Here is a 23,912-nt window from a genome sequence, read left to right as displayed (position 1 = left end):
AAATTACAACTTGATCCAGGTCGCCTTCAGTTCGGTGTATTTGTCGAAGGCGTGCAGCGATTTGTCGCGACCGTTGCCCGACTGCTTGAAGCCACCGAACGGTGCGGTCATGTCGCCGCCATCGTATTGGTTGACCCAGACGCTACCGGCGCGCAGCGCCTTGGCGGTCAGGTGAGCCTTGGAGATGTCGGCAGTCCACACGGCAGCGGCCAAACCGTACGGCGTGTCGTTGGCAATCTGGACCGCTTCTTCAGCGCTATCAAAAGTGATAACCGACAGTACCGGCCCGAAAATCTCTTCCTGGGCGATCTTCATCGCATTGCTGACGCCATCGAAAATCGTCGGTTCAACGTAGGTGCCACCGGTTTCCTGAAGAATGCGCTTGCCACCGGCCACCAGTTTGGCGCCGTCGGCATGACCGGATTCGATGTACGACAGCACGGTGTTCATCTGCTGGGTATCCACCAGCGCGCCAACGTTGGTCGCTGGGTCCAGAGGATTGCCCGGCTTCCAGGTTTTCAGTGCCTCGATCACCAGCGGCAGGAATTTGTCCTTGATCGAACGCTCGACCAACAGACGGGAACCGGCGGTGCAGACCTCACCCTGGTTGAAGGCGATGGCGCCGGCAGCCGATTCGGCGGCCGCTTGCAGGTCCGGGGCATCGGCGAACACGATGTTCGGGCTCTTGCCGCCGGCTTCCAGCCAGACGCGCTTCATGTTCGACTCGCCGGAGTAGATCAACAGTTGCTTGGCAATCTTGGTCGAACCGGTGAACACCAGCGTGTCGACATCGTTATGCAGGGCCAAGGCCTTGCCGACGGTGTGACCGTAGCCTGGCAGGACGTTCAGCACGCCTTTCGGAATACCGGCTTCCACGGCCAGCGCAGCGATGCGGATGGCAGTCAGAGGGGATTTTTCGGACGGCTTGAGGATCACCGAGTTACCGGTGGACAGGGCCGGGCCGAGTTTCCAGCAGGCCATCATCAACGGAAAGTTCCACGGCACGATCGCGCCCACAACACCGACCGGCTCGCGAGTAACCAGACCCAACTGATCATGGGGGGTAGCGGCAACTTCGTCGTAGATTTTGTCGATGGCTTCACCGCTCCAGCTCAGGGCTTGCGCCGCGCCTGGAACGTCGATGTACAGGGAATCACTGATGGGCTTGCCCATGTCCAGCGTTTCAAGCAGCGCCAACTCTTCGGCGTGCTGTTTCAACAGGCCGGCGAAACGAATCATCGTGGCTTTGCGTTTGGTCGGCGCCAGGCGCGACCAGACGCCGGAATTGAACGTGGCGCGGGCGTTTTCAACAGCGCGCTGGGCATCGGCGGCGTCACAGCTGGCGATCTTGCCCAGCAGACGACCATCGACCGGGCTGATGCACTCGAAGGTTTCGGCGGAGACAGCATCGGTGTATTCGCCATTGATGTAGGCGCGGCCTTCGATCTTCAGATCGCGAGCACGTTGTTCCCAATCGGCACGAGTCAGGGTGGTCATACGAGTGTCCTCCTCTTGTTGAATACGAGCGCCCAGCGTTCTTCGCAGACGCTCACAGGAATTCTGCCCGGCCAGCCAGCGTGTTCGGCCAAAGGCAACCGCCACCCTAAACCAGCGACAGGTGAAGTTTCAATATATTTGACATAAGGCCGGCAAACGGCCTTGCGATGTTCATTTTAATAAACATAGACTTTGCGCTTTCCAACGCAATCACTGGGGATTACAACAATGAGCATCCAGGACATCGTCGATTTCAGCCAAGCCAACACTCAGCCCGATCGTTACCGGCCAGACCCGGCAAAAATCCTCAAGGGCGATCCTGAGCAAGCGGTGTACAACCACTACAACAGTCCCTGTGGCCAGCTGAATGCGGGTGTTTGGGAAGGCGCGGTTGGCCAATGGCATGTGAACTTCACCGAGCATGAGTACTGCGAAATCGTTCAGGGTGTTTCAGTGTTGCGCGACAACGACGGCAACAGCAAAACGGTGCGGGCGGGTGATCGCTTTGTCATTCCGGCCGGATTCCGCGGCACCTGGGAAGTGCTGGAGCCGTGCCGCAAGATCTATGTGGCGTTTGAACCAAAAGCCTGACACCAGCCCCGCTTTCCCAAAAAGCCCGTCCATCGCGACGGGCTTTTTTCGTGAACCTGTCGCGTGAATCCGGACCGGCCTGCGCCGAGTGGCATACATAGTTACTGCACTCGGTTACGGACCATACCGGATGCTGTTTCAGCTACTGGCACCAGTAGCCAGAACCTCATTATTCACAGGGAAGCGAATTAACATGAGCACATTTTTCACTTCGAGCCTGCTGGCTGGATTCACTTTTGCAGCCACACTGACGTCGGCTGAGGCCGATGCTTCACCGCAGCAATGCAATACACGGTGGGCGCAAGAAGACCTGATCGGCCAGTACCTCACTCAGCAAAACAAGGAGAAGGCCCGCGTGGATTCGCGCGCGGCCAGTGTCGTGGTCAATCGTAATACTCCGGAATTCGAGCCCACACGCTTGCGAATTTTCACCGATATCAACGGCATGGTCATCCGGATGTACTGCGGCTGATTCGGCGTAACACCGGAAAACTGGCAACAAAAAAGGCCCGTATCTCGCGATACGGGCCTTTTTCGTAAGAGAGAAAAATCAATTACTTGATTTTGCCTTCTTTGTAGATCACGTGCTTGCGAACAACCGGATCAAATTTCTTGATCTCGATTTTGTCCGGAGTAGTGCGCTTGTTCTTGTCGGTAGTGTAGAAGTGACCAGTACCGGCGCTCGAAATCAAACGAATCAATTCACGCATGATTAGCTCCCTTAGATCTTGCCAGCTTTGCGGATTTCGGCCAGCACGACAGTGATGCCACGCTTGTCGATGATACGCATGCCTTTGGCAGATACGCGCAGACGCACGAAACGTTTCTCTTCTTCAACCCAGAAGCGGTGATGCTGCAGGTTCGGCAGGAAACGACGACGGGTTTTGTTATTTGCGTGGGAAATGTTATTCCCAGTCACCGGACCCTTACCGGTAACTTGACATACTCTCGACATGCCTCAGCCCTCTAAAACCACATGCCCAACCCGGCATGGGTTGGCCGCTTAATCTCTCAGTCATTTGGCGCCAGGCGCCGCGTTTCTTTAGAGGTCTTACCGGCTACACCTCCAGGTGAAGGAACCGGGCCCCTAGAAAAGAGCGCTGCTTTATACCAGAAAGACCACAGAGCAACAACATTCTGTGTGCGTTGAGTTGATAAAAACCCCATTTTTCGGGCGGTGAGCGCTTTGGATAAAGGCTGTGACCGATATCGACCGCTCGTCGCAGAGAATCGGCCAATGGGCCAATTCCACATTTTCTCGATCTGTGCACACGGAAATCAGTCGCACATAGTCCCCCCAAAATGAAAAAGGGGATAGTCATTTGCAAAAGAGCCATCTAGGGTAAGCCTTTTCCAGACTGCACTTGCAGATGGGCCTTCGATCTGTAAAGGAATCCGACCATGCGCCTCGCTGCCCTACCCCTGTTACTCGCCCCGCTTCTGCTCAGCCCGCAGGCAATGGCCGCAGCCCTGAGCGTCTGCACCGAGGCCAGCCCTGAAGGGTTTGACGTGGTGCAGTACAACTCGCTGACCACCACCAACGCTTCCGCTGATGTGCTGATGAACCGGCTGGTGGACTTCGATTCAGCCAGCGGCAAAGTGGTCGCCAGCCTGGCGGACAGCTGGGAAGTCACACCCGACGGTCTGACCTACGTCTTCAAATTGCACCCCAATGTGAAATTCCATCGAACGGACTACTTCACCCCTACCCGCGACCTGACCGCAGAGGACGTGAAGTTCAGCTTCGACCGCATGCTCGACCCGGCCAACCCTTGGCACAAAGTTGCCCAGAGCGGCTTCCCGCATGCTCAGTCGATGCAGCTGCCTGCGCTGATCAAGAAGATCGATGCGCTGGACCCACTGACGGTGCGCTTCACGCTTGATCACCCTGACTCGACCTTCCTGCCGACCTTGAGCATGGGCTTCGCTTCGATCTATCCCGCTGAATACGCTGACAAATTGATGAAGGCCGGCACCCCGGAAAAGCTCAACAGTCAGCCAGTCGGCACGGGGCCGTTCATTTTCACGCGCTTTCAGAAAGATGCGTCAATTCGCTACAAGGCCAATCCGGACTACTTCGGTGGCAAGCCTGCGGTCGACCCGCTGATCTTCGCCATTACCCCGGATGCCAACGTGCGCCTGCAGAAATTGCGTCGCAACGAATGCCAGATCGCCCTGTCGCCCAAGCCTCTGGACGTACAGGCAGCGCTGAAAGAGCCGACACTGAAAGTCGAAAAGACTGACGCGTTCATGACCGCGTTCGTCGCTATCAACAGCCAGCATCCCCCGCTGGACAAGCCGGAAGTACGCCAGGCAATCAACCTGGCCTTCGATAAGGCCAACTACATCAAAGCGGTGTTCGAGGACACTGCCGAGCCTGCCAGCGGGCCTTACCCGCCCAACACCTGGAGCTACGCCAAAGGCTTGCCCGGCTACGCTCACGACGTTGAAAAAGCCCGCGCTCTGATGGCCAAGGCAGGTCTCAAGGACGGTTTCCAGACCACGATCTGGACCCGCCCTTCCGGCAGCTTGCTTAACCCGAACCCAAGTCTCGGCGCGCAAATGCTGCAATCCGACCTGGCTCAAATCGGCATTCAGGCCGAGATCCGCGTGATCGAATGGGGTGAAGTGATCCGCCGCGCCAAAGCGGGCGAACATGACCTGCTGTTCATGGGCTGGGCCGGCGACAACGGTGACCCCGATAACTTCCTCACCCCGCAGTTTTCCTGCGCCGCGGTCAAGTCGGGCACCAACTTTGCTCGCTACTGCAACCAGGATCTGGACAAGCTGATCAGCGCCGGCAAGACCACCGCGGAGCAAGGCGTGCGCACCAAGCTCTACGAGCAGGCTCAGGCGCAGATCCAGCAACAGGCGCTATGGCTGCCGCTGGCGCACCCCACTGCATTCGCCCTGATGCGCAAGCAAGTCGAGGGATACGCTGTCAGCCCGTTTGGTCGCCAGGACTACTCGAAGGTCAACCTGAAGTAATCCACTTCGAGACGACCTGTGGGAGCGAGCGCGCTCCCTCCTACAGGAATCTCATTTTCGCCACAGTCACATCCAGCCGTACTCGGCCATGGACAGCGGGTCGCCGTCACCGACGATGAAGTGGTCAAGAACTCGCACATCCACCAGCAGCAACGCCTCTTGCAGACGTTTGGTCAATTTTCGGTCGGCCTGGCTGGGAGTGGAGTTACCCGATGGGTGGTTGTGGCAGAGGATCACTGCTGCCGCGTTGTTGGCCAACGCACGTTTGACCACCTGTCGAGGATGGACGCTGGTGTTGTCGATGGAGCCGTGAAACAGCGCTTCAAAGGTCAGCACCTGATGCCTGGAGTCCAGAAACAGACAACCGAATACCTCATGCAGCTCATGGCGCAGCAAGGCTTTGAGGTACTCACGAACAGCTTGAGGATTTTCCAGCACCGACTTGTTGCGCAAACGCTCGGCCATGTGCCGTCGACCCATTTCCTGAACCGCTTGCAGCTGTGCGAACTTGGCGGGACCGAGCCCCAACTCCCTGCTGAACGTCGACTGATCCGCCTCCAGCAACGCACGCAGGCTGCCAAACTTGCTCAGCAAGTGACGCGCAACGTCCACTGCACTCCTGCCGGAGACACCGGTTCGTAGAAAAATTGCCAGCAACTCTGCGTCTGAAAGGCTCGCCGAGCCCTGTTCAAGAAGCTTTTCCCGCGGTCGCTCGGCCGCCGGCCAATCGCGAATACTCATAGCACCTCCCTGTCTGTGGGCGCCGCTGTTCCATAGCGGTCGCTGTGATATCTTAGCCCATCTTTTTTGCAGGCGAATTCACCCTGGGGAGGGGGTTTCGCCATGCAGTCACCAACGAATTGAAAGGCAGACCTATGCAGCGGCTGTATCGGAAACGCATTGTTCTGGGCGTCGGCGGCGGCATCGCGGCCTACAAGAGCGCTGAGCTGGTTCGCCGACTGATCGACCAGGGCGCCGAAGTGCGCGTGGTCATGACCCGGGGTGGCAGCGAATTCATCACGCCGCTGACCATGCAGGCATTGTCCGGACACCCGGTGCATCTGGACCTGCTGGACCCGGCAGCCGAAGCCGCAATGGGCCACATCGAGCTGGCGAAATGGGCCGATCTGGTGTTGATCGCCCCCGCTACCGCAGACTTGATCGCGCGCTTGGCACAGGGGATTGCCGACGACCTGCTGACCACATTGGTGCTGGCCACTGACGCGGTTGTTGCTGTGGCGCCCGCCATGAATCAAGCCATGTGGCGCGACCCGGCAACCCAATCCAACCTGCAGACCCTCGAAAGTCGGGACCTGAAAGTCTTCGGCCCTGCCTCCGGCAGCCAGGCTTGCGGCGATGTCGGCATGGGTCGCATGCTCGAAGCCAACGACCTCGCCCAGTGCGCGGCGGACTGCTTCCAGCGTCAGGCGTTGACCGGCAAGCACGTGCTTATCACGGCCGGCCCAACCCAGGAAAACATTGATCCGGTTCGCTACATCACCAACCATAGTTCGGGGAAAATGGGCTTTGCCCTGGCCGAAGCAGCGGTTGAGGCGGGTGCCCGAGTGACCCTGATTACGGGCCCGGTCCACCTGCCAACGCCGGATCGCGTGACGCGAATCGATGTGGTCAGCGCCCGCGATATGCTCTCCGCCTGCGAAGCCGCAATCCCGTGCGATCTGTTTATTGCCTCCGCCGCAGTTGCCGACTATCGCCCGGAAGTCGTCGCGCCACAGAAACTCAAGAAAGATCCTACGAGCGGCGACGGCTTGTTGCTACAAATGGTGCGTAACCCGGACATCCTGGCCACCATCGCTACCCGTCCCGACCGTCCGTTCAGTGTCGGTTTCGCCGCCGAAACCGAACACCTGCTCGATTACGCCGCACGCAAGCTGAAAGACAAGAATCTCGATTTGATCGTCGCCAACGACGTCGCCAACCCGAGTATTGGCTTCAACAGCGAGGAAAACGCCTGCAGCGTGATTGATCGTGAACTCCACGCCACACTTTTCGCCCAGACCAGCAAGAGCAAAATTGCCCGCCAGCTGATCACTTTTATCGCCGAACGTCTGAACCAGGTTTAATTTACATGCACGCTTTGCAAGCCAAGATCCTCGACCCACGCATCGGCAGCGAATTCCCGCTGCCACAGTACGCTACCCCAGGTTCCGCCGGCCTGGACCTGCGCGCCATGCTGGAAAAAGACACCGTCATCAAACCAGGTGAAACGTTGCTGATCCCCACCGGACCGTCGGTGTACATCGGCGATCCTGGCCTCGCCGCATTGATTCTGCCGCGTTCGGGCCTGGGTCATAAACACGGCATCGTGCTGGGCAACCTGGTTGGCCTGATCGACTCCGACTACCAGGGCCCGTTGATGGTGTCCTGCTGGAACCGCGGCCAGACCGACTTCAATATGGTTGTCGGCGAACGTCTGGCTCAACTGGTTCTGGTGCCAGTCGTGCAGGCGCATTTCGAGATGGTCGAAGAATTTGTCGAAACCGAGCGCGGCGCGGGTGGTTTTGGGCATTCAGGCAGCCATTGATCGATAAACGCCACATTCCTGTAGGAGCTGTCGAGTGAAACGAGGCTGCGATCTCTTGATCTAGTTTTCTCAAGATCAAGAACAGGATCAAAGGATCGCAGCCTGCGGCAGCTCCTACAGTAGAGCTGGCTTGCCACAAAGATTGCATCAGGATCGGCGACAGTTTTAACACTGGAAATCAAGGCAATGGACGGCCAAATGCTCAGCAAAACCGGCGTCATGGCCTTTTCGCACCACGAACTCTCTGTGGAAAACGCCGTCATACCCTTCAGTTTGAGACTGCCGGCGAGTTCTTCGCCGGCAAGCCCAATCACTTTCAAGATGGAGCATTTCCAGTAATGAGCAACCCAGCCCAAGTCCCACCCAAGTTCCCCGACAGCATTTTCCGCGCCTATGACATTCGCGGCACCGTCCCGGAATTCTTGAATGCTGAGACCGCTTATTGGCTCGGTCGCGCCATTGGCTCCCAGAGCCTGGCACAGGATGAACCGAATGTTTCCGTCGGCCGTGACGGTCGCCTGTCAGGCCCCGAGCTGGTCGAGCAACTGATCAAAGGCCTGGCCGACAGCGGTTGCCACGTCAGCGACGTCGGCCTGGTGCCAACGCCTGCGCTGTACTACGCCGCCAACGTCCTGGCCGGTAAATCCGGCGTGATGCTGACCGGCAGCCATAATCCTGCAAACTACAACGGTTTCAAGATCGTTATCGCTGGCGACACCTTGGCCAACGAACAAATTCAGGCCCTGCACGAACGCCTCAAGACCAACAACTTGAGCAGCGGCAAGGGCAGCATCACCAAGGTCGAGATTCTCGACCGCTACAACACTGAAATCGTTCAGGACGTCAAACTGGCTCGCCGCCTCAAAGTTGTCGTTGACTGTGGCAATGGCGCTGCCGGCGTGATTGCCCCACAACTGATCGAAGCGCTGAACTGCGAAGTCATTCCGCTGTTCTGCGAAGTCGACGGCAACTTCCCGAACCATCACCCGGACCCGGGCAAACCCGAAAACCTTGTCGACCTGATCGCCAAGGTCAAGGAAACCAACGCTGACTTGGGCCTGGCATTCGACGGTGACGGTGACCGCGTGGGCGTCGTAACCAACACCGGCAGCATCGTCTACCCGGACCGCTTGCTGATGCTCTTCGCCCGCGACGTCGTGGCGCGCAACCCGGATGCAGAAATCATCTTCGACGTTAAGTGCACCCGTCGCCTGACGCCACTGATCAAGGAATATGGCGGTCGCCCGCTAATGTGGAAGACCGGTCACTCGTTGATCAAAAAGAAAATGAAACAAACCGGCGCCCTGCTGGCCGGCGAAATGAGCGGCCATATCTTCTTCAAGGAGCGCTGGTTCGGTTTCGACGACGGCATTTACAGCGCCGCGCGGTTGCTGGAGATCCTCAGCAAAGAAAAATCCACCGCGGAAGAGCTGTTTGCGACCTTCCCGAATGATATTTCTACGCCGGAAATCAATATCCATGTGACCGAAGAGAGCAAATTCAGCATCATTGATGCTCTGCACGATGCCAAGTGGGGCGAAGGCGCTGACCTGACCACCATTGACGGCGTGCGAGTCGATTACGCCAAAGGCTGGGGCCTGGTTCGCGCGTCCAACACCACACCGGTGCTGGTACTGCGTTTCGAGGCCGATGACGAGGCTGAGTTGCAGCGCATCAAGGATGTATTCAAAGTCCAGTTGAAGCGTGTTGCACCTGATCTCCAACTACCGTTTTGATTTAACGAAGCGCCTTTATTGAAGTGCCGGAGCCCTGAATGACCCTCGAACGCGAAGCCGCCGCCAACACCGCCAAGGTCCTGTCCGAAGCGCTGCCTTACATTCGCCGCTATGTCGGCAAGACGCTGGTGATCAAATACGGCGGCAACGCGATGGAAAGCGAGGAGCTGAAAACCGGCTTCGCCCGCGACATCGTCCTGATGAAAGCCGTGGGTATCAACCCGGTGGTGGTGCACGGCGGCGGCCCGCAAATCGGCGACCTGCTCAAGCGACTGTCGATCGAGAGCCACTTCATTGATGGCATGCGTGTCACTGACGCACAGACCATGGACGTGGTGGAAATGGTCCTGGGTGGCCAGGTGAACAAGGACATTGTTAACCTGATCAACCGTCATGGCGGCAGCGCCATCGGCCTGACCGGTAAAGACGCCGAGTTGATTCGCGCGAAAAAGCTCACCGTCACGCGCCAGACGCCGGAGATGACCCAACCGGAAATCATCGACATCGGCCAGGTCGGCGAAGTGGTCGGGATCAACACCGACCTGCTGAACCTGCTGGTCAAAGGCGATTTCATTCCGGTGATCGCGCCGATTGGCGTCGGCGCCAATGGTGAGTCGTACAACATCAATGCCGACCTGGTCGCCGGCAAAGTTGCCGAAGCATTGAAAGCTGAAAAGCTGATGCTGCTGACCAACATCGCCGGCCTGATGGACAAGTCGGGCACCGTCTTGACGGGCCTGACGACTCAGCAGGTCGACGAACTGATCGCCGACGGCACCATCTACGGCGGAATGCTGCCGAAGATCCGTTGCGCGCTGGAAGCGGTACAGGGCGGCGTGGGCAGCTCGTTGATCATTGACGGGCGCGTGCCGAATGCGATTTTGCTGGAAATCTTCACCGATACCGGTGTGGGTACCTTGATCAGCAATCGCAAGCGCCCTTAAGCGGCACATACAAAAAGACCCCGCTCAGCCAGACTGAGCGGGGTCTTTTTTTGCCTGAGATACCTGCGGGCAAACGATTTATTTGTGGCGAGGGAGCTTGCTCCCGCTGGGCAGCGCAGCAGTCCCAAGAGCTGTGAGCGCTACGCACTCAAGCGGGTGCAAGCTCCCTCGCCACACAAGCCCTCCATACAGGGAGATCGGTGCTATACGCCGAACTGGGCGCGGTAGGCTTCTACGGCAGGCAAGTGTTGCTTGAGCTGCGGATCGTCTGCCAGGAACTCGAGTACCTGGTTCAGGGAAACGATGCTGATGACCGGGATACCGAAATCACGCTCCACTTCCTGGATCGCCGACAGCTCGCCGTTGCCGCGCTCTTGTCGGTTCAGGGCGATCAGCACGCCTGCCGCCTTGGCGCCGTCCTGGGAAGCGATAATCTGCATCACTTCACGAATCGCGGTGCCGGCGGTGATCACGTCGTCGATGATCAACACATCGCCAGTCAATGGCGCGCCGACCAGGCTGCCGCCTTCGCCGTGGGCCTTGGCCTCTTTGCGATTGAAGCACCATGGCACATCACGCTCATGGTGCTCAGCCAGGGCTACCGCTGTAGTCGCTGCCAACGGAATGCCTTTGTAGGCCGGGCCGAACAGCACGTCGAAGGAAATACCGCTCTCGACGATGGCTGCCGCATAGAAACGACCCAGTTGCGCCAGCGCCGAACCCGAGTTGAACAAGCCGGCATTGAAGAAGTAAGGACTGGTGCGCCCGGACTTCAGGGTGAACTCACCGAAGCGCAAAACGCCGCGATCGATGGCAAAACGAATGAAATCGCGCTGATACGCTTGCATGAAAAAAACCCCAAATACCACGGATTTAGCTAATTAGGTTGACGCCGTGTATCATACACGCACGCGATTTTTGGGGCCATTTATGCGGATCATCAGTGTGAACGTCAATGGTATTCAGGCTGCAGTGGAGCGAGGTTTGCTCAGTTGGCTGCAAGCACAGAATGCCGACGTCATCTGCCTGCAGGACACCCGCGCCTCCGCCTTTGAACTGGACGATCCAGCCTTCCAACTGGATGGCTACTTCCTTTATGCCTGCGAAGCCGAAGTTCCCGCCCAGGGTGGCGTGGCTTTGTATTCGCGGTTGCAACCGAAGGCTGTCATCAGCGGTCTCGGCTTCGAGACGGCCGACCGCTACGGGCGCTACCTGCAAGCCGATTTCGATAAGGTCAGCATCGCGACCTTGCTGCTTCCTTCGGGGCAGAACGGCGATGAAGACTTGAACCAGAAGTTCAAGCTAATGGACGATTTCGCCCGTTATCTGGATAAACAGCGACGCAAACGTCGCGAGTACATTTACTGTGGCTCGCTGTATGTTGCGCAACAGAAGCTGGATATCAAGAACTGGCGCGACAGCCAGCAATCTCCGGGCTTCCTGGCACCTGAACGTGCCTGGATGGACGAGATTGTCGGCAACATGGGCTACGTTGATGCCTTGCGCGAAGTCAGTCGTGAGGGCGATCAGTACAGCTGGTGGCCGGACAACGAACAGGCTGAAATGCTTAACCTCGGTTGGCGTTTCGACTACCAGTTGCTGACGCCAGGTCTGCGCCGCTTCGTACGCAGCGCACGTTTGCCACGTCAGCCACGGTTCTCGCAACACGCACCGCTGATCGTCGACTACGACTGGACGCTGACTATCTAAGCGTCGTTTCGAAGGCAAGAACTGGCGTTACTCAGATTGAGTGAACACTCAGCAACCTGTTTGCCAGACGAAAAAATGCCCGTATCGCATGATACGGGCATTTTTTTTACGCTTTTTTGCGCTGGAGCGCTCGACCCTTTCACAACAAGGTCACGTGACATGAGCGTCAACCCGCGGCGAAAAACGGCAACGCCAGGTACAACTTGATCACGACCACATTGATGATGTCGATGAAGAACGCCCCCACCATGGGCACCACCAGAAACGCAATTTGCGAAGGTCCATAGCGCTGTGTCACTGCCTGCATGTTAGCAATGGCCGTTGGCGTCGCGCCCAGACCAAAACCACAATGCCCCGCTGCCAGCACGGCCGCGTCGTAGTTCCTGCCCATAACCCTGAACGTCACGAAAATCGCAAACAGCGCCATGACTAAAGTCTGCACAGCCAGGATCAGAAAGATCGGCAAAGCCAGTGCGGCCAGATCCCACAGCTTGAGTGACATCAGAGCGATAGCGAGGAATAGCGACAAACTGACATTCCCCAGCACAGACACTTCACGCTCAAACACCTGATACAGACCCAGTGCTGAAAGGCCATTTCGTAGCAGAACTCCCACAAACAAAACGCAAACGAAGGTCGGCAGTTCAAACGCAGTTCCGTGCAACAGGCCATTCAAGAGATTACCCGCCAGCAAGCTGACGGCGATCAGAGCAAGCGTCTCGATGAACGAGAAAGGCGTGATCGAGCGCTCCTTGTTAGGCTGCTCAAAGCCTTTGGGACACTGAGGCTTTCCGTGTTCGAGACCTGGGGTTTGAACACGCTTGATGAGCAGGCGAGCAACCGGACCACCAATCAAACCACCCAGCACCAAACCGAACGTTGCAGAAGCCATCGCCAGTTCAGAGGCGGAAGCCAGACCGTACTTCTCGCTGAAAGTCGAACTCCATGCAGCGCCGGTACCGTGCCCACCCGCCAACGTCACTGAGCCGGTCAACAGTCCCATCAATGGATCAAGCCCTAACAGGGTGGCGAGCCCGATACCCATGGCGTTCTGAACCACCAAGAGCCCCGTGACTGCCAATACGAAAATCCCTACTACACGCCCGCCTTTCTTCAGGCTGGCGAAGTCTGCGCTCAAGCCAATGGTGGCGAAAAACGCCAACATCAGGGGCGCCTGCAACGATGTATCGAAACGGACCTCAACTTCGATGGCTCGTAGAATCAAGAGAACCAAAGCGACCACCAGCCCGCCGGCTACAGGCTCAGGAATATTGTAGGCGCGTAAAAATCCGACACGAGTAACAAGTCCTCTCCCCAGTAAAAGTACTAAAGAGGCGGCCACAAGTGTTCCGTAAAAATCGAGTTCAATCATTGGAAAATTCTTACTTGCACATTCAGAGGCGAACTTTTTACCTGGGCACGCCTGTTGAACTGGTTGAGACGTATCAACACGGGTTGATTTTAGATTCAGGGACCGTCAATGGTGTGAACAAGGCGTAATACCGCTGATAAATATTACGTCGAGCAACTTTATCAATCGCCCAGTCTCATTGCCAAGCCTATGGGGCTACCTGCGGGCCGTAGTTGTGACTAAAAGTGTAAGAACAACGAAAACAGCTTTAATATAAGTAATTAACGGTAATGCCTTGTAAGACTAATCCACAAACACCTGCGATAACCGAATACCGCCAATGGCAATTGCTGAATTTGGCTGAGGAACTTTATTTAATTTCAAAAAAAATGCCCCGTAAAATTCGGGGCATTTGTTTGAAAGGCTGGTGAACCGTGCTTCACCAGTACACGACATCTTTACTTGATCAATCGCCACGTAAAGGGATAACGATAAGGCACCCCTTCATTGGCCTTGACGCCCGCAATGATCGTCAACACTAATGCTCCAATCGCCACCAGACCCAACATGAAGAACCCGATAATCACCACCATGAGCAGGAAGCAAATAGCAGAGGCAATGGCGACAGTGATCTGAAAGTTCAGCGCTTCCTTACCCTGCGCATCGACGAACGGGTCCATCTCGCGCTTCATCTGCCAGAGAATCAGCGGGCCGATCAGCGTACCGAACGGAATCCAGATCCCCAGCAAGGCCGAGAGATGACAAAACATCGCCCACTGTCGAACCTCTTTGCTCGGGATGGGAAGTAGCTGTTGCTCGTCACTCATGGCGTTCTCCTTGCTGGAGCGATTGCGATCAGTCGGCCAATGCAGCCTTTTGCAATTCGAAGATTTCGGTCATGCCCTTCTTCGCCAACTCAAGCATGGCGTTCAGCTCTTCAGGCTGGAACGGCGAGCCTTCGGCAGTACCCTGAACTTCAATGAATCCGCCAGTGCTTGTCATCACCACGTTCAGGTCGGTTTCGGCAGCCGAGTCTTCCGGGTAATCGAGGTCGAGTACAGGTTCGCCCTGATACATGCCGACCGAGACAGCAGCGATCATTTGCTTGAGCGGGTCGCCGCCTTTGAGGCCGCCGCGCTTTTTGATCACTTTCAAGGCATCGACCAGCGCGACCATCGCACCGGTGATGGACGCGGTGCGGGTTCCACCGTCAGCCTGAATCACGTCGCAGTCGACGTAGAGGGTAACGTCGCCCAGCTTGGACATGTCCAGCGAAGCGCGCAGGGAACGACCGATCAGGCGCTGGATTTCCAGCGTACGCCCGCCTTGTTTGCCACGGCTCGCTTCACGCTGGTTACGCTCACCGGTCGCGCGCGGCAGCATGCCGTATTCGGCAGTCAACCAACCCTGGCCCTGACCTTTGAGGAAACGCGGCACGCCGTTTTCGACACTGACGGTGCAGATGACTTTGGTATCACCGAACTCGACCAGTACAGATCCCTCGGCATGTTTGGTGTAGTTGCGGGTAATGCGGATCGAGCGGAGCTGATCGGCAGCGCGACCACTTGGACGTTTCATAGGGAATACCTGTACGGAGGACGGAAATCTGCCGAGCATTATAGAGCCGCACGCCCGGACTGGGCACTTCTAAAAAATCCGCCCGACGACTGAGACCGCTAAAACCCGCTTTACCGACGGCCTGCAGCTCTTTGTCACGCCGTGTGTTTGGGCGCATCCGCCCCACTGAGCTACAATCCTGCGCCTTTGCTGCCTCTGGGCTTAAATTCATAGATAGCGGATTTTGGGTAACGCCTGGATCTGCATTGCGAGGTACCTCCATGGTGCACAGCATGACCGCCTTCGCCCGCGTCGAAAAAGCCGGCACCCAGGGCACCCTGAGCTGGGAACTGCGCTCGGTCAACAGCCGCTACCTCGAGCCTCACCTGCGCCTGCCGGAATCCTTTCGAGATCTAGAAGGCGCGGTCCGCGAAGCGCTGCGCCAGGGCTTGTCCCGGGGCAAGCTCGAATGCACCCTGCGCTTCACCGAAGAAAACACTGACAAGGCCCTGCAAGTCGACCGCGCGCGTGCCGCTCAATTGGTCGCCGCCGCGGAGACGATCGCCAGCCTGATCAAAAACCCGGCGGCACTGAACCCGCTTGAAGTTCTGGCCTGGCCCGGTGTACTGGTGGGCGACGCGTCCGACCCGCAAGCCTTGAATGCTGAAGCGCTGGCGCTGTTCAACGAGGGCCTGAAAGAACTCAAAGCCGGCCGCGAGCGCGAAGGTGCAGAGCTGGCCCGATTGATCAACGATCGCCTGACCTCTATCGAAACAGACGTGGTCACCCTGCGTGAACTGGTTCCGCAGATGCTCGCGACCCAGCGCCAGAAAGTCCTCGACCGCTTTGCCGATATGAAGGCCGAGATGGACCCTCAGCGTCTGGAGCAGGAAATGGTCATGCTCGCCCAAAAAAGCGACGTTGCCGAAGAACTGGATCGCCTGAGCACGCACATCATTGAAGTTCGCCGGGTGCTCAAATCCGGCGGTGCTGCTGGTCGGCGTCTGGATTTCCTGATGCAGGAGCTCAACCGCGAAGCCAACACATTAGGCTCCAAAGCTTTCGATCCGCGCAGCACCCAAGCAGCGGTCAACCTCAAAGTGTTGATCGAGCAGATGCGCGAACAAGTGCAGAATATTGAGTAAGGCAAACCCGACATGACCCACAGCACCGGCACCCTGTATATCATTTCTGCGCCTTCTGGCGCGGGCAAGAGCAGCCTGGTCAAAGCCCTGACCGACGCTGATCCGGAGATCCGCGTCTCCGTCTCACACACGACTCGCGCCATGCGCCCCGGCGAATCGAACGGCGTGAATTATCACTTCGTCGAACGCAGCGAGTTCGTGAAGATGATCGAGCACGGGGATTTCCTTGAGCGCGCCGAAGTGTTCGGTAATCTCTACGGCACCTCGCAAAGTCATCTGCAGCAGACCCTCGATGAGGGCCACGACCTGATTCTGGAAATCGACTGGCAGGGCGCCGAACAGGTGCGCAAACTGATGCCCCAGGCCCGCTCGATCTTCATTTTGCCGCCGTCTTTGCAGGCCTTGCACCAGCGCCTGACCCATCGCGGCCAGGACAGCGACGAGATCATTGATGGCCGCATGCGTGAAGCTGTCAGCGAGATGAGCCACTATGTCGACTACGACTACCTGATCATCAATGACAATTTCGCCCATGCGCTGGCCGATTTGCAGGCGATTTTCCGCGCAAATCAGCTCCAGCAGAAACGCCAGCAGCAACTTAACGGCAAATTGCTGGCTGAATTACTGGGTTGAACAGCTCTTCCCAAAACAGCTGCAAGGGCTTTACATTGGCACTTGCAGCGCGTTGAAGAGCTTGATCAAAAAATCAGCGCTTCCCTAAACGCTGGTGATTTTTTAAACTGTTGAGTCCGCTCGCCCAACCGGGCAGCGCGCATATTGCATTCGCTCCGAGGAATACCATGGCCCGCGTAACCGTTGAAGACTGCCTGAACCACGTGGAAAACCGCTTTGAGCTGGTCATGCTGTCCACCAAGCGTGCCCGTCAACTGGCCACCGGCGGCAAAGAGCCACTGGTCCAGTGGGAAAACGACAAGCCTACCGTTGTAGCCCTGCGTGAAATCGCTGAAGGCCTGATGAGCTACGAGTTCATCGCCAACGCTGAAATCGTCGAAGACGAACCGCTGTTCGCAGCGTTCGAGGACGAGTCCAACGAGGCCGTCTAAGCCTATGCCTGGTCGACGTAGCACGGCGCGGGGTCACAGCGAACGGCAGGAGTCATCATGCCGAGCATAGACGCCCTCGCCGATCGCTTATCGACCTACCTCGGCAAGGACCAGGTGAACCTGGTCCGCCGAGCGTATTTCTACGCCGAACAAGCCCACGACGGCCAGCGCCGCCGCAGTGGCGAGGCGTATGTCACGCACCCACTCGCGGTTGCGAATATTCTTGCCGACATGCATATGGACCATCAGAGCCTGATGGCGGCCATGCTGCATGACGTGATCGAAGACACCGGTATTGCCAAGGAAGCGCTTCAAGCGCAATTCGGCGAAACCGTGGCCGAACTGGTCGATGGGGTCAGCAAACTGACCCAGATGAACTTCGAGACCAAGGCCGAAGCCCAGGCTGAAAACTTCCAGAAGATGGCGATGGCCATGGCGCGCGATATCCGCGTGATCCTGGTGAAACTCGCTGACCGCCTGCACAACATGCGCACCCTGGAAGTCCTGTCCGGCGAAAAACGCCGCCGGATTGCGAAAGAAACCCTCGAAATCTATGCGCCCATCGCCAACCGGCTGGGCATGCACGCCATCCGCATAGAATTCGAAGACCTGGGTTTCAAAGCGATGCACCCGATGCGTTCCGCGCGGATCTACCAGGCCGTCAAGCGCGCCCGGGGCAACCGCAAGGAAATCGTCAACAAGATCGAAGAGTCCTTGAGCCACTGCCTGGCCATCGACGAGATTCAGGGCGAAGTCAGCGGTCGCCAGAAACACCTCTACGGCATCTACAAGAAAATGCGCGGCAAGCGTCGGGCCTTCAACGAAATCATGGACGTCTATGCGTTCCGGATCATCGTCGACAAGGTTGATACCTGCTACCGCGTGCTAGGCGCTGTGCATAACTTGTACAAACCGTTGCCAGGGCGATTCAAGGATTACATCGCGATCCCCAAGGCCAACGGCTATCAGTCGCTGCACACCACGCTGTTCGGCATGCACGGTGTTCCGATCGAGATTCAGATCCGTACCCGTGAAATGGAAGAGATGGCCAACAACGGCATTGCGGCTCACTGGCTGTACAAATCCAGTGGCGACGAGCAACCCAAAGGCACTCACGCTCGCGCCCGCCAGTGGGTCAAAGGCGTGCTGGAGATGCAGCAACGGGCCGGCAACTCGCTGGAATTCATCGAAAGCGTCAAGATCGACCTGTTCCCGGACGAGGTCTACGTCTTCACGCCAAAAGGCCGGATCATGGAGCTGCCAAAAGGCTCCACGGCGGTCGACTTCGCGTACGCGGTGCACACCGACGTCGGCAACAGCTGCATTGCCTGTCGGATCAACCGTCGCCTCGCACCGCTGTCCGAACCGCTGCAAAGCGGCTCCACGGTCGAGATCGTCAGTGCTCCCGGCGCACGACCGAATCCGGCATGGCTCAACTTCGTGGTCACCGGCAAGGCGCGTACCCACATTCGTCACGCGCTGAAACTGCAACGTCGCTCAGAATCCATCAGCCTGGGCGAACGCCTGCTGAACAAGGTCCTTAACGGCTTCGACAGCTCGCTGGAAAAAATTCCAGACGAGCGCGTCAAAGCAATGCTTGCCGAATACCGCCTCGAACTGATCGAAGACCTTCTGGAAGACATCGGCCTGGGCAACCGGATGGCCTACGTGGTCGCGCGACGCTTGCTCGGCGAAGGCGAACAGTTGCCGAGTGCGGAAGGCCCACTGGCCATTCGCGGCACCGAAGGGCTGGTGCTCAGCTACGCCAAGTGTTGCACACCGATCCCGGGCGACCCGATTGTCGGCCACCTGTCCGCGGGCAAGGGTATGGTTGTGCACCTGGACAACTGCCGCAACATCAGCGAAATCCGCCACAACCCGGAAAAATGCATCCAGCTCTCCTGGGCCAAGGATGTCACCGGCGAATTCAACGTCGAGCTGCGCGTCGAGCTGGAACACCAGCGCGGCCTGATCGCTCTGCTCGCCAGCAGCGTCAACGCGGCCGATGGCAATATTGAAAAAATCAGCATGGACGAACGCGACGGTCGTATCAGCGTGGTCCAACTGGTGGTCAGCGTGCACGACCGCGTGCATCTGGCCCGCGTAATCAAGAAACTGCGCGCGTTGACCGGGGTGATTCGCATCACCCGCATGCGCGCATAGCCCACCCATTACAAGGAGTCATTCATGACCAAGACTGTTATCACCAGCGACAAGGCCCCGGCCGCCATCGGCACTTACTCCCAGGCGATCAAGGCTGGCAACACCGTCTACATGTCCGGTCAAATCCCTCTGGACCCAAAAACCATGGAACTGGTTGAAGGCTTCGAAGCCCAGACCGTTCAGGTGTTCGAGAACCTGAAGTCCGTGGCTGAAGCAGCCGGCGGCTCCTTCAAGGACATCGTCAAACTGAACATCTTCCTCACCGACCTGAGCCACTTCGCCAAGGTCAACGAGATCATGGGCAAGTACTTTGAACAGCCTTACCCTGCTCGCGCCGCCATCGGCGTGGCCGCCCTGCCAAAGGGTTCGCAGGTTGAAATGGATGCCATTCTGGTCATCGAGTAATGCGTCCGGCGCAGCCCCAAGGGCTGCGCCGTCTTCGTTCTGAAAGGATTTCACAATGCGCCACGCGCTAGCTCTTTCGCTGGTCGCCCTATTCTTGGGCGGATGTGCCAGCAACCCTGCCGACCGTGACGTCAGCGGCACCTGGATCAATCAGGTGGCAATCGACGCTGCCTCCAAAGGCACTCCCCTGCGTGAAGCACTCCAGGCCTATGGCCCGAACCTGGAATGGGACGTCAATACCAAGGCCCTGCAGGCCCGCTACACCAACGGTTTCGAAAACGTCGAAGGCAAGCTGCTGGGCGAAGAGTCCGGCGCCTGGAAAGTCGACTTTTATGGCAGTTCTGCCAGCGAGCTCAAGCGTGATGGCAAGCAAATGACCCAGGCCGCCAGCGACAATGAGCCCGAGCAGGTTTTCGACCGCGCAGTGATCCCTGTGCCGGAAGGCGCACCGATGGGCGCCAGCTTCGAACGCGCGCTGTATTCGGCCTATATGGGCGGTAGCTGGAAAGTGCTCAGCGGCCCCGGTGAAGGCAATACCGTACAGTTCCAGGCCGATGGCCAGGTTGCCGGTCTGCCCGGCGCCGATCGCTACGCCCTGTGTCTGGCCGGCGATTGCGCCTCGATGAGTGGCGGCAACGACAATATGTGGCTGCAACTGAACGGCCAGGGCAATACCTGGATTTTTGCGCGCAAGGGCAAGGAGCTGGAGATTTTCCAGGCCGCCAATACCGCGCAGGCAGACGAAATGCCGCAGTTCACGCCGGGCGATCGCAAATGGTTGCTGGAAAAGCAGTAACCCGGATCTAACTGCAAAGCAGATCCCCATGTGGGAGCGAGTCTGCTTGCGATGGCGGAACAACAGTCAACGAAGATGTTGAATGTTTGGGCCTCATCGCGAGCAGGCTCGCTCCCACAGTTGTTTCAGGGTGTAGAGGGATTAGTTGCGGCCTTCAAGAATGGCGGCATAACCTTCGCGATAGCTGGGGTACTTCGGCTCCCACCCAAGGGATTTCGCCCGCGCATTACTGCACTGCTTACTGCCAGTGCGACGCACGCTCTCCTCCTCGTTCCACTCAGTCACACCCAGATACTCACGCAACCAGCCCACCACTTCCGCCAGCGGTGCAGGCGCGTCGTCCACACCGATGTAAACATCATCCAGCGCCACACCACGGCTATCCGCGTCCAGCAAGTACGCCAGCAGCCCTGCAGCGTCATCCGCATGAATACGATTGCCGTACAACGGCGGATCGACTGCCACACGATAACCGCGTCGAACCTGAGTCAGCAGCCATTCACGACCCGGACCGTAAATGCCGGTCAGGCGCACGATGCTGGCCGGGATACCGCTCTGCAGCGCTACTTGCTCCGCCTCCAGCATCAGTCGACCCGAATAGCCCGTTGCAATGGTCGGCGAAGTCTCGTCGACCCACTCACCGTCCTGCTGTCCATACACACTGCTGCTGGAAACAAACAGCAGCCGATCAGGCACCTGCCCATAGTCGCTCAGCCACTCCAGCACATGCTGCAAACCCTGCACATAAGCAGCGCGGTAACCGGCTTCATCGTGATCGGTGGCCGCCGCGCAATACACCAGGTAATCCACCGCACCCACCGGCCATGTCTCAGGGCAGTCTTCATTGAACAAGTCGCCGGCAACACCGATCACACCGTCAGGCAAACGTGAAACGTCCCGACGCAGGCCATGAACCTGCCATCCTTTTGCCAATAGTTGCTTGGCCAAACGGCTGCCGACATCGCCGCAACCGGCAATCAAAACAGAAGGTGCGGACATCAGAAAACTCCTCTCGCAAAGGCACAGACTAGCGTCGACAAAGGACGAGCGGCTAGCAATGAAGGAAAAAAAGATACTCTATTACTTTTGTTAACAAGAATTACTTGCAATAATGCCCGCCACTTTTGTTCTCGGCCTTGCGAGGCCTGGAAGAACATTTACCGTCTTTTTCTCTCAGGTCCGGCCAGCATGACACGCAATCAATCCCCCGCTTCGCCAACCAAACGACCTCGCGCCTGGAGCGCTGTGGCTGCCTTGCTGCTCAGCTTGATGTTGGCGCCGACCGCCGCATTCGCCGACGCACAGGCACCTGCCACACCGGCCGCTGCTGAAGCTCCAGCACCAGCTGAAAATGCGGCGCCTGCAGTGACGCCGGTTGCAACGGACCCGGCCCAGGCAGTCGACACCAACGCCGAAGACGTGCCGGAAGCACTCGAAGCCGACAACACCCTGGGCATGGCCCATGACCTGTCGCCTTGGGGCATGTACCAGAACGCCGACATCATCGTGAAAATCGTGATGATCGGCTTGGCCATCGCGTCGATCATCACCTGGACAATCTGGATCGCCAAGGGCTTTGAGCTGATGGGCGCCAAGCGTCGTCTGCGCACTGAAATCGTCCACCTGAAAAAAGCCAGAACCCTTAAAGAAGCCAGCGCAACGGCAACCAAGCCAGGCACACTCGCCAACGTGCTGGTGCACGACGCCCTGGAAGAAATGCGCCTTTCGGTCAACAGCCGCGAAAAAGAAGGCATCAAGGAACGCGTCGCCTTCCGCCTTGAGCGCCTGGTTGCAGCCTGCGGTCGCAACATGAGCAGCGGCACCGGCGTTCTCGCAACGATCGGTTCCACCGCGCCGTTCGTGGGCCTGTTCGGTACCGTATGGGGCATCATGAACAGCTTTATCGGCATCGCTAAAACCCAGACTACCAACCTGGCAGTCGTGGCACCCGGCATCGCCGAAGCGCTGCTGGCAACTGCCCTGGGCCTGGTGGCGGCGATTCCGGCCGTTGTGATCTACAACGTCTTTGCCCGCTCCATCGCCGGTTACAAGGCGCAAGTATCCGATGCCTCGGCCGAAGTCCTGCTGCTGGTTAGCCGTGACCTCGATCACCTGCCGACCACCGAGCGCTCCGCGCAACCCCACGTGGTCAAAGTAGGGTAATCAGCCATGGGCTTGCATTTGAAAGAAGGCGCAGACGACGATCTCGCCGAGAACCACGAAATCAACGTCACGCCGTTCATCGACGTGATGTTGGTACTGCTGATCATCTTCATGGTGGCCGCTCCGTTGGCAACCGTGGACATCAAGGTTGACCTGCCGGCCTCGAGCGCCAAACCCGCGCCGCGGCCAGAGAAGCCGGTGTTCCTCAGCGTGAAAGCCGATCAGCGTCTGTTCCTTGGTGACGACGAAGTGAAAGCCGAATCACTCGGCGCCACGCTGGACGCCAAGACCCAAGGCAAGAAAGACACGACGATCTTCTTCCAGGCCGATAAAGGCGTGGACTACGGCGACCTGATGAGCGTGATGGATGCTCTGCGTGCTGCCGGTTACCTGAAGGTTGGCCTGGTCGGACTCGAGACGGCAGCCAAAAAATGATCACAACGCGCCATAAGCTGACGCGTTACAGCGGGAGCCTGGCCGTGGTGCTGGGCGTCCATGCGCTGGCCATTGCGCTGGCGCTGAACTGGACCGCGCGCCCACCGATCGAGTTGCCACCGCAGGCAATGATGGTCGAGTTGGCGCCCGTTCCAGCCCCGCCACCACCGGCACCGCCGAAGGTGATAACGCCGCCACAGCCACCGGCCCCGGTGGAAGAACTGCCGTTGCCGAAACTCGCTGAAGCGCCGAAACCGACGATCTCCGTACCGAAACCGGTCAAACCCAAGCCAAAGCCTCAACCGCCCAAGCCTGTGGAGAAAAAACCGGAGCCGCCGAAAGAGAAGCCGTCGGAAGAGAAGCCAAGCGACGCGCAACCGACCCAGGCACCGACGGATAAATCCGCTCAGCCGGCACCCGGCCCATCGCCCGCGCAACAGGCGGCGAAAGCCAGCTGGCAGGGCACCCTGCTCGCTCACTTGGCCAAGTACAAAAAGTACCCGGCCAGTGCGCAGGCACGGGGCAAGGAAGGCATGAACCGTCTGCGCTTCGTGGTCGATGCTGAAGGCAACGTGCTGTCGTTCGAACTCGTGGGTGGTTCCGGCAATGCCGATCTGGACCGAGCGACCATGGGAATGATCCGCCGCGCCCAGCCGCTGCCCAAGCCACCGGCCGATATGCTGAACAACGGCTCCATCGAAATCGTTGCACCGTTTGTTTACTCGCTGGAGAAACGCCGGCGTTAAACACTGCCCTTGCAGGAGCCGAGCTTGCTCGCGATGAGGCCATCAATTTCAACATCTTTGTTGACGGTGATACCGC

25 protein-coding genes and 1 pseudogene are annotated in these 23,912 nt (G+C 58.1%); 17 read left to right on the top strand and 9 right to left on the bottom strand.

Annotated features, from left to right (window positions below; all coding sequences use genetic code 11):
• Positions 1 to 3 precede the first annotated feature (3 nt).
• Entirely contained in the window at positions 4 to 1,497 is a 1,494-nt protein-coding gene (locus AC3ZVB_RS03085; RefSeq protein WP_162436664.1) for an aldehyde dehydrogenase, read from the bottom strand.
• Positions 1,498 to 1,725: 228 nt separating this feature from the next.
• Here AC3ZVB_RS03085 and AC3ZVB_RS03080 point away from each other — a divergent pair, with 228 nt between their 5' ends.
• Both AC3ZVB_RS03080 and AC3ZVB_RS03075 read left to right on the top strand, forming a co-directional pair.
• Positions 1,726 to 2,088: a cupin domain-containing protein gene (locus AC3ZVB_RS03080; protein WP_194690929.1), complete on the top strand. Its 363-nt coding sequence runs from the start codon at positions 1,726 to 1,728 to the stop codon at positions 2,086 to 2,088.
• Between the two features lie 193 nt (positions 2,089 to 2,281).
• Positions 2,282 to 2,560, top strand: a complete 279-nt coding sequence (locus AC3ZVB_RS03075) for a peptidase inhibitor (protein ID WP_490145751.1) — start codon at positions 2,282 to 2,284, stop codon at positions 2,558 to 2,560.
• An 82-nt stretch (positions 2,561 to 2,642) separates the two neighbouring features.
• On the opposite strand, the gene rpmG is transcribed toward AC3ZVB_RS03075, so the two are convergent.
• Together rpmG and rpmB are read right to left on the bottom strand one after the other, a co-directional pair.
• Positions 2,643 to 2,798: a 50S ribosomal protein L33 gene (gene rpmG / locus AC3ZVB_RS03070; RefSeq protein ID WP_007894709.1), complete on the bottom strand. Its 156-nt coding sequence runs from the start codon at positions 2,796 to 2,798 to the stop codon at positions 2,643 to 2,645.
• 11 nt (positions 2,799 to 2,809) lie between these two features.
• Positions 2,810 to 3,043 carry a 50S ribosomal protein L28 gene (rpmB, locus tag AC3ZVB_RS03065; protein WP_007894701.1) on the bottom strand — a complete coding sequence of 78 codons (234 nt, stop codon included), beginning with the start codon at positions 3,041 to 3,043 and terminating at the stop codon, positions 2,810 to 2,812.
• A gap of 446 nt (positions 3,044 to 3,489) precedes the next feature.
• Between rpmB and AC3ZVB_RS03060 the strand changes: the two genes are divergently transcribed.
• Complete coding sequence (locus AC3ZVB_RS03060; RefSeq protein WP_490145750.1) at positions 3,490 to 5,076, top strand: ABC transporter substrate-binding protein; 1,587 nt, start codon at positions 3,490 to 3,492, stop codon at positions 5,074 to 5,076.
• 66 nt (positions 5,077 to 5,142) lie between these two features.
• Here the strand turns inward: AC3ZVB_RS03060 and radC are convergent, their stop codons facing one another.
• Complete coding sequence (gene radC, locus AC3ZVB_RS03055; protein ID WP_162436660.1) at positions 5,143 to 5,817, bottom strand: RadC family protein; 675 nt, start codon at positions 5,815 to 5,817, stop codon at positions 5,143 to 5,145.
• Positions 5,818 to 5,951: 134 nt separating this feature from the next.
• Between radC and coaBC the strand changes: the two genes are divergently transcribed.
• The 4 genes and pseudogenes from coaBC to argB all read left to right on the top strand — a co-directional run bounded on the left by coaBC (position 5,952) and on the right by argB (position 10,301).
• A complete protein-coding gene (coaBC, locus tag AC3ZVB_RS03050; RefSeq protein ID WP_162436659.1) occupies positions 5,952 to 7,160 on the top strand; it encodes a bifunctional phosphopantothenoylcysteine decarboxylase/phosphopantothenate--cysteine ligase CoaBC in 1,209 nt (402 codons plus the stop codon).
• A 5-nt stretch (positions 7,161 to 7,165) separates the two neighbouring features.
• Entirely contained in the window at positions 7,166 to 7,621 is a 456-nt protein-coding gene (gene dut / locus AC3ZVB_RS03045) for a dUTP diphosphatase (protein WP_490145749.1), read from the top strand.
• Positions 7,622 to 7,989: 368 nt separating this feature from the next.
• Positions 7,990 to 9,357 (top strand): annotated as a pseudogene (locus tag AC3ZVB_RS03040) (phosphomannomutase/phosphoglucomutase); the annotation flags it as partial.
• Positions 9,358 to 9,395: 38 nt separating this feature from the next.
• Positions 9,396 to 10,301, top strand: a complete 906-nt coding sequence (argB, locus tag AC3ZVB_RS03035) for an acetylglutamate kinase (RefSeq protein ID WP_045059191.1) — start codon at positions 9,396 to 9,398, stop codon at positions 10,299 to 10,301.
• Between the two features lie 203 nt (positions 10,302 to 10,504).
• Here the strand turns inward: argB and pyrE are convergent, their stop codons facing one another.
• Positions 10,505 to 11,149, bottom strand: a complete 645-nt coding sequence (pyrE, locus tag AC3ZVB_RS03030) for an orotate phosphoribosyltransferase (protein WP_490145748.1) — start codon at positions 11,147 to 11,149, stop codon at positions 10,505 to 10,507.
• An 82-nt stretch (positions 11,150 to 11,231) separates the two neighbouring features.
• On the opposite strand from pyrE, the gene crc reads away from it, so the two are divergent.
• Complete coding sequence (gene crc, locus AC3ZVB_RS03025) at positions 11,232 to 12,011, top strand: catabolite repression control protein Crc (protein WP_007934608.1); 780 nt, start codon at positions 11,232 to 11,234, stop codon at positions 12,009 to 12,011.
• A gap of 166 nt (positions 12,012 to 12,177) precedes the next feature.
• Here the strand turns inward: crc and gltS are convergent, their stop codons facing one another.
• The 3 genes from gltS to rph form a co-directional block, all read right to left on the bottom strand.
• A complete protein-coding gene (gltS, locus tag AC3ZVB_RS03020) occupies positions 12,178 to 13,383 on the bottom strand; it encodes a sodium/glutamate symporter (RefSeq protein WP_194690923.1) in 1,206 nt (401 codons plus the stop codon).
• A 437-nt stretch (positions 13,384 to 13,820) separates the two neighbouring features.
• Positions 13,821 to 14,189 (bottom strand): DUF4870 domain-containing protein, encoded by a 369-nt coding sequence (locus tag AC3ZVB_RS03015; protein WP_162436655.1) that lies wholly within the window; start codon positions 14,187 to 14,189, stop codon positions 13,821 to 13,823.
• 28 nt (positions 14,190 to 14,217) lie between these two features.
• Entirely contained in the window at positions 14,218 to 14,940 is a 723-nt protein-coding gene (gene rph / locus AC3ZVB_RS03010; protein WP_194690922.1) for a ribonuclease PH, read from the bottom strand.
• 260 nt (positions 14,941 to 15,200) lie between these two features.
• Between rph and AC3ZVB_RS03005 the strand changes: the two genes are divergently transcribed.
• From AC3ZVB_RS03005 to AC3ZVB_RS02980, 6 genes are all read left to right on the top strand, one after another.
• Positions 15,201 to 16,064, top strand: coding sequence for a YicC/YloC family endoribonuclease (locus AC3ZVB_RS03005; protein ID WP_194690921.1), 864 nt, complete (start codon positions 15,201 to 15,203; stop codon positions 16,062 to 16,064).
• A gap of 12 nt (positions 16,065 to 16,076) precedes the next feature.
• Positions 16,077 to 16,697, top strand: coding sequence for a guanylate kinase (gene gmk / locus AC3ZVB_RS03000; RefSeq protein ID WP_194690920.1), 621 nt, complete (start codon positions 16,077 to 16,079; stop codon positions 16,695 to 16,697).
• A 167-nt stretch (positions 16,698 to 16,864) separates the two neighbouring features.
• Entirely contained in the window at positions 16,865 to 17,128 is a 264-nt protein-coding gene (gene rpoZ / locus AC3ZVB_RS02995) for a DNA-directed RNA polymerase subunit omega (protein WP_007894670.1), read from the top strand.
• A 57-nt stretch (positions 17,129 to 17,185) separates the two neighbouring features.
• Positions 17,186 to 19,291: a bifunctional GTP diphosphokinase/guanosine-3',5'-bis pyrophosphate 3'-pyrophosphohydrolase gene (spoT, locus tag AC3ZVB_RS02990; protein WP_162436651.1), complete on the top strand. Its 2,106-nt coding sequence runs from the start codon at positions 17,186 to 17,188 to the stop codon at positions 19,289 to 19,291.
• A 24-nt stretch (positions 19,292 to 19,315) separates the two neighbouring features.
• Positions 19,316 to 19,696 (top strand): RidA family protein, encoded by a 381-nt coding sequence (locus AC3ZVB_RS02985; RefSeq protein ID WP_025130815.1) that lies wholly within the window; start codon positions 19,316 to 19,318, stop codon positions 19,694 to 19,696.
• Between the two features lie 55 nt (positions 19,697 to 19,751).
• Complete coding sequence (locus tag AC3ZVB_RS02980) at positions 19,752 to 20,492, top strand: putative periplasmic lipoprotein (protein WP_162436650.1); 741 nt, start codon at positions 19,752 to 19,754, stop codon at positions 20,490 to 20,492.
• 141 nt (positions 20,493 to 20,633) lie between these two features.
• Here AC3ZVB_RS02980 and AC3ZVB_RS02975 read toward each other — a convergent pair whose 3' ends face one another.
• Positions 20,634 to 21,491, bottom strand: coding sequence for an SDR family oxidoreductase (locus tag AC3ZVB_RS02975; RefSeq protein WP_490145747.1), 858 nt, complete (start codon positions 21,489 to 21,491; stop codon positions 20,634 to 20,636).
• 189 nt (positions 21,492 to 21,680) lie between these two features.
• Here AC3ZVB_RS02975 and exbB point away from each other — a divergent pair, with 189 nt between their 5' ends.
• The 3 genes from exbB to AC3ZVB_RS02960 are packed head-to-tail and all read left to right on the top strand — an operon-like array spanning position 21,681 to position 23,836.
• A complete protein-coding gene (exbB, locus tag AC3ZVB_RS02970) occupies positions 21,681 to 22,655 on the top strand; it encodes a tonB-system energizer ExbB (protein WP_162436648.1) in 975 nt (324 codons plus the stop codon).
• A 6-nt stretch (positions 22,656 to 22,661) separates the two neighbouring features.
• On the top strand, positions 22,662 to 23,090 hold the full coding sequence (gene exbD, locus AC3ZVB_RS02965; protein ID WP_162436647.1) for a TonB system transport protein ExbD: 429 nt from the start codon (positions 22,662 to 22,664) through the stop codon (positions 23,088 to 23,090).
• The gene (locus tag AC3ZVB_RS02960; protein ID WP_490145746.1) at positions 23,087 to 23,836 is read left to right on the top strand and encodes a TonB family protein; all 750 of its coding nucleotides are present in this window, start codon (positions 23,087 to 23,089) and stop codon (positions 23,834 to 23,836) included. Before exbD ends, AC3ZVB_RS02960 begins: the two co-directional genes overlap by 4 nt.
• Positions 23,837 to 23,912: the final 76 nt, after the last annotated feature.

The organism is Pseudomonas sp. MDV22-iso1 (genome assembly GCF_058145095.1).
Note: the sequence above shows the minus strand (reverse complement) of the source record. Positions and strands in the feature narration are given on the sequence as shown.

What these genes read in the sequence shown, in the direction of transcription:
- AC3ZVB_RS02975 (WP_490145747.1), bottom strand. Translation starts at nt 21,491, where the DNA reads ATGTCCGCACCTTCTGTTTTGATTGCCGGTTGCGGCGATGTCGGCAGC.
- gltS (WP_194690923.1), bottom strand. Translation starts at nt 13,383, where the DNA reads ATGATTGAACTCGATTTTTACGGAACACTTGTGGCCGCCTCTTTAGTA.
- radC (WP_162436660.1), bottom strand. Translation starts at nt 5,817, where the DNA reads ATGAGTATTCGCGATTGGCCGGCGGCCGAGCGACCGCGGGAAAAGCTT.
- AC3ZVB_RS03060 (WP_490145750.1), top strand. Translation starts at nt 3,490, where the DNA reads ATGCGCCTCGCTGCCCTACCCCTGTTACTCGCCCCGCTTCTGCTCAGC.
- AC3ZVB_RS03015 (WP_162436655.1), bottom strand. Translation starts at nt 14,189, where the DNA reads ATGAGTGACGAGCAACAGCTACTTCCCATCCCGAGCAAAGAGGTTCGA.
- crc (WP_007934608.1), top strand. Translation starts at nt 11,232, where the DNA reads ATGCGGATCATCAGTGTGAACGTCAATGGTATTCAGGCTGCAGTGGAG.
- rph (WP_194690922.1), bottom strand. Translation starts at nt 14,940, where the DNA reads ATGAAACGTCCAAGTGGTCGCGCTGCCGATCAGCTCCGCTCGATCCGC.
- exbB (WP_162436648.1), top strand. Translation starts at nt 21,681, where the DNA reads ATGACACGCAATCAATCCCCCGCTTCGCCAACCAAACGACCTCGCGCC.
- exbD (WP_162436647.1), top strand. Translation starts at nt 22,662, where the DNA reads ATGGGCTTGCATTTGAAAGAAGGCGCAGACGACGATCTCGCCGAGAAC.
- AC3ZVB_RS03080 (WP_194690929.1), top strand. Translation starts at nt 1,726, where the DNA reads ATGAGCATCCAGGACATCGTCGATTTCAGCCAAGCCAACACTCAGCCC.
- dut (WP_490145749.1), top strand. Translation starts at nt 7,166, where the DNA reads ATGCACGCTTTGCAAGCCAAGATCCTCGACCCACGCATCGGCAGCGAA.
- AC3ZVB_RS03005 (WP_194690921.1), top strand. Translation starts at nt 15,201, where the DNA reads ATGGTGCACAGCATGACCGCCTTCGCCCGCGTCGAAAAAGCCGGCACC.
- AC3ZVB_RS03085 (WP_162436664.1), bottom strand. Translation starts at nt 1,497, where the DNA reads ATGACCACCCTGACTCGTGCCGATTGGGAACAACGTGCTCGCGATCTG.
- argB (WP_045059191.1), top strand. Translation starts at nt 9,396, where the DNA reads ATGACCCTCGAACGCGAAGCCGCCGCCAACACCGCCAAGGTCCTGTCC.
- AC3ZVB_RS02980 (WP_162436650.1), top strand. Translation starts at nt 19,752, where the DNA reads ATGCGCCACGCGCTAGCTCTTTCGCTGGTCGCCCTATTCTTGGGCGGA.
- spoT (WP_162436651.1), top strand. Translation starts at nt 17,186, where the DNA reads ATGCCGAGCATAGACGCCCTCGCCGATCGCTTATCGACCTACCTCGGC.
- rpmG (WP_007894709.1), bottom strand. Translation starts at nt 2,798, where the DNA reads ATGCGTGAATTGATTCGTTTGATTTCGAGCGCCGGTACTGGTCACTTC.
- gmk (WP_194690920.1), top strand. Translation starts at nt 16,077, where the DNA reads ATGACCCACAGCACCGGCACCCTGTATATCATTTCTGCGCCTTCTGGC.
- AC3ZVB_RS03075 (WP_490145751.1), top strand. Translation starts at nt 2,282, where the DNA reads ATGAGCACATTTTTCACTTCGAGCCTGCTGGCTGGATTCACTTTTGCA.
- AC3ZVB_RS02985 (WP_025130815.1), top strand. Translation starts at nt 19,316, where the DNA reads ATGACCAAGACTGTTATCACCAGCGACAAGGCCCCGGCCGCCATCGGC.
- rpmB (WP_007894701.1), bottom strand. Translation starts at nt 3,043, where the DNA reads ATGTCGAGAGTATGTCAAGTTACCGGTAAGGGTCCGGTGACTGGGAAT.
- rpoZ (WP_007894670.1), top strand. Translation starts at nt 16,865, where the DNA reads ATGGCCCGCGTAACCGTTGAAGACTGCCTGAACCACGTGGAAAACCGC.
- AC3ZVB_RS02960 (WP_490145746.1), top strand. Translation starts at nt 23,087, where the DNA reads ATGATCACAACGCGCCATAAGCTGACGCGTTACAGCGGGAGCCTGGCC.
- coaBC (WP_162436659.1), top strand. Translation starts at nt 5,952, where the DNA reads ATGCAGCGGCTGTATCGGAAACGCATTGTTCTGGGCGTCGGCGGCGGC.
- pyrE (WP_490145748.1), bottom strand. Translation starts at nt 11,149, where the DNA reads ATGCAAGCGTATCAGCGCGATTTCATTCGTTTTGCCATCGATCGCGGC.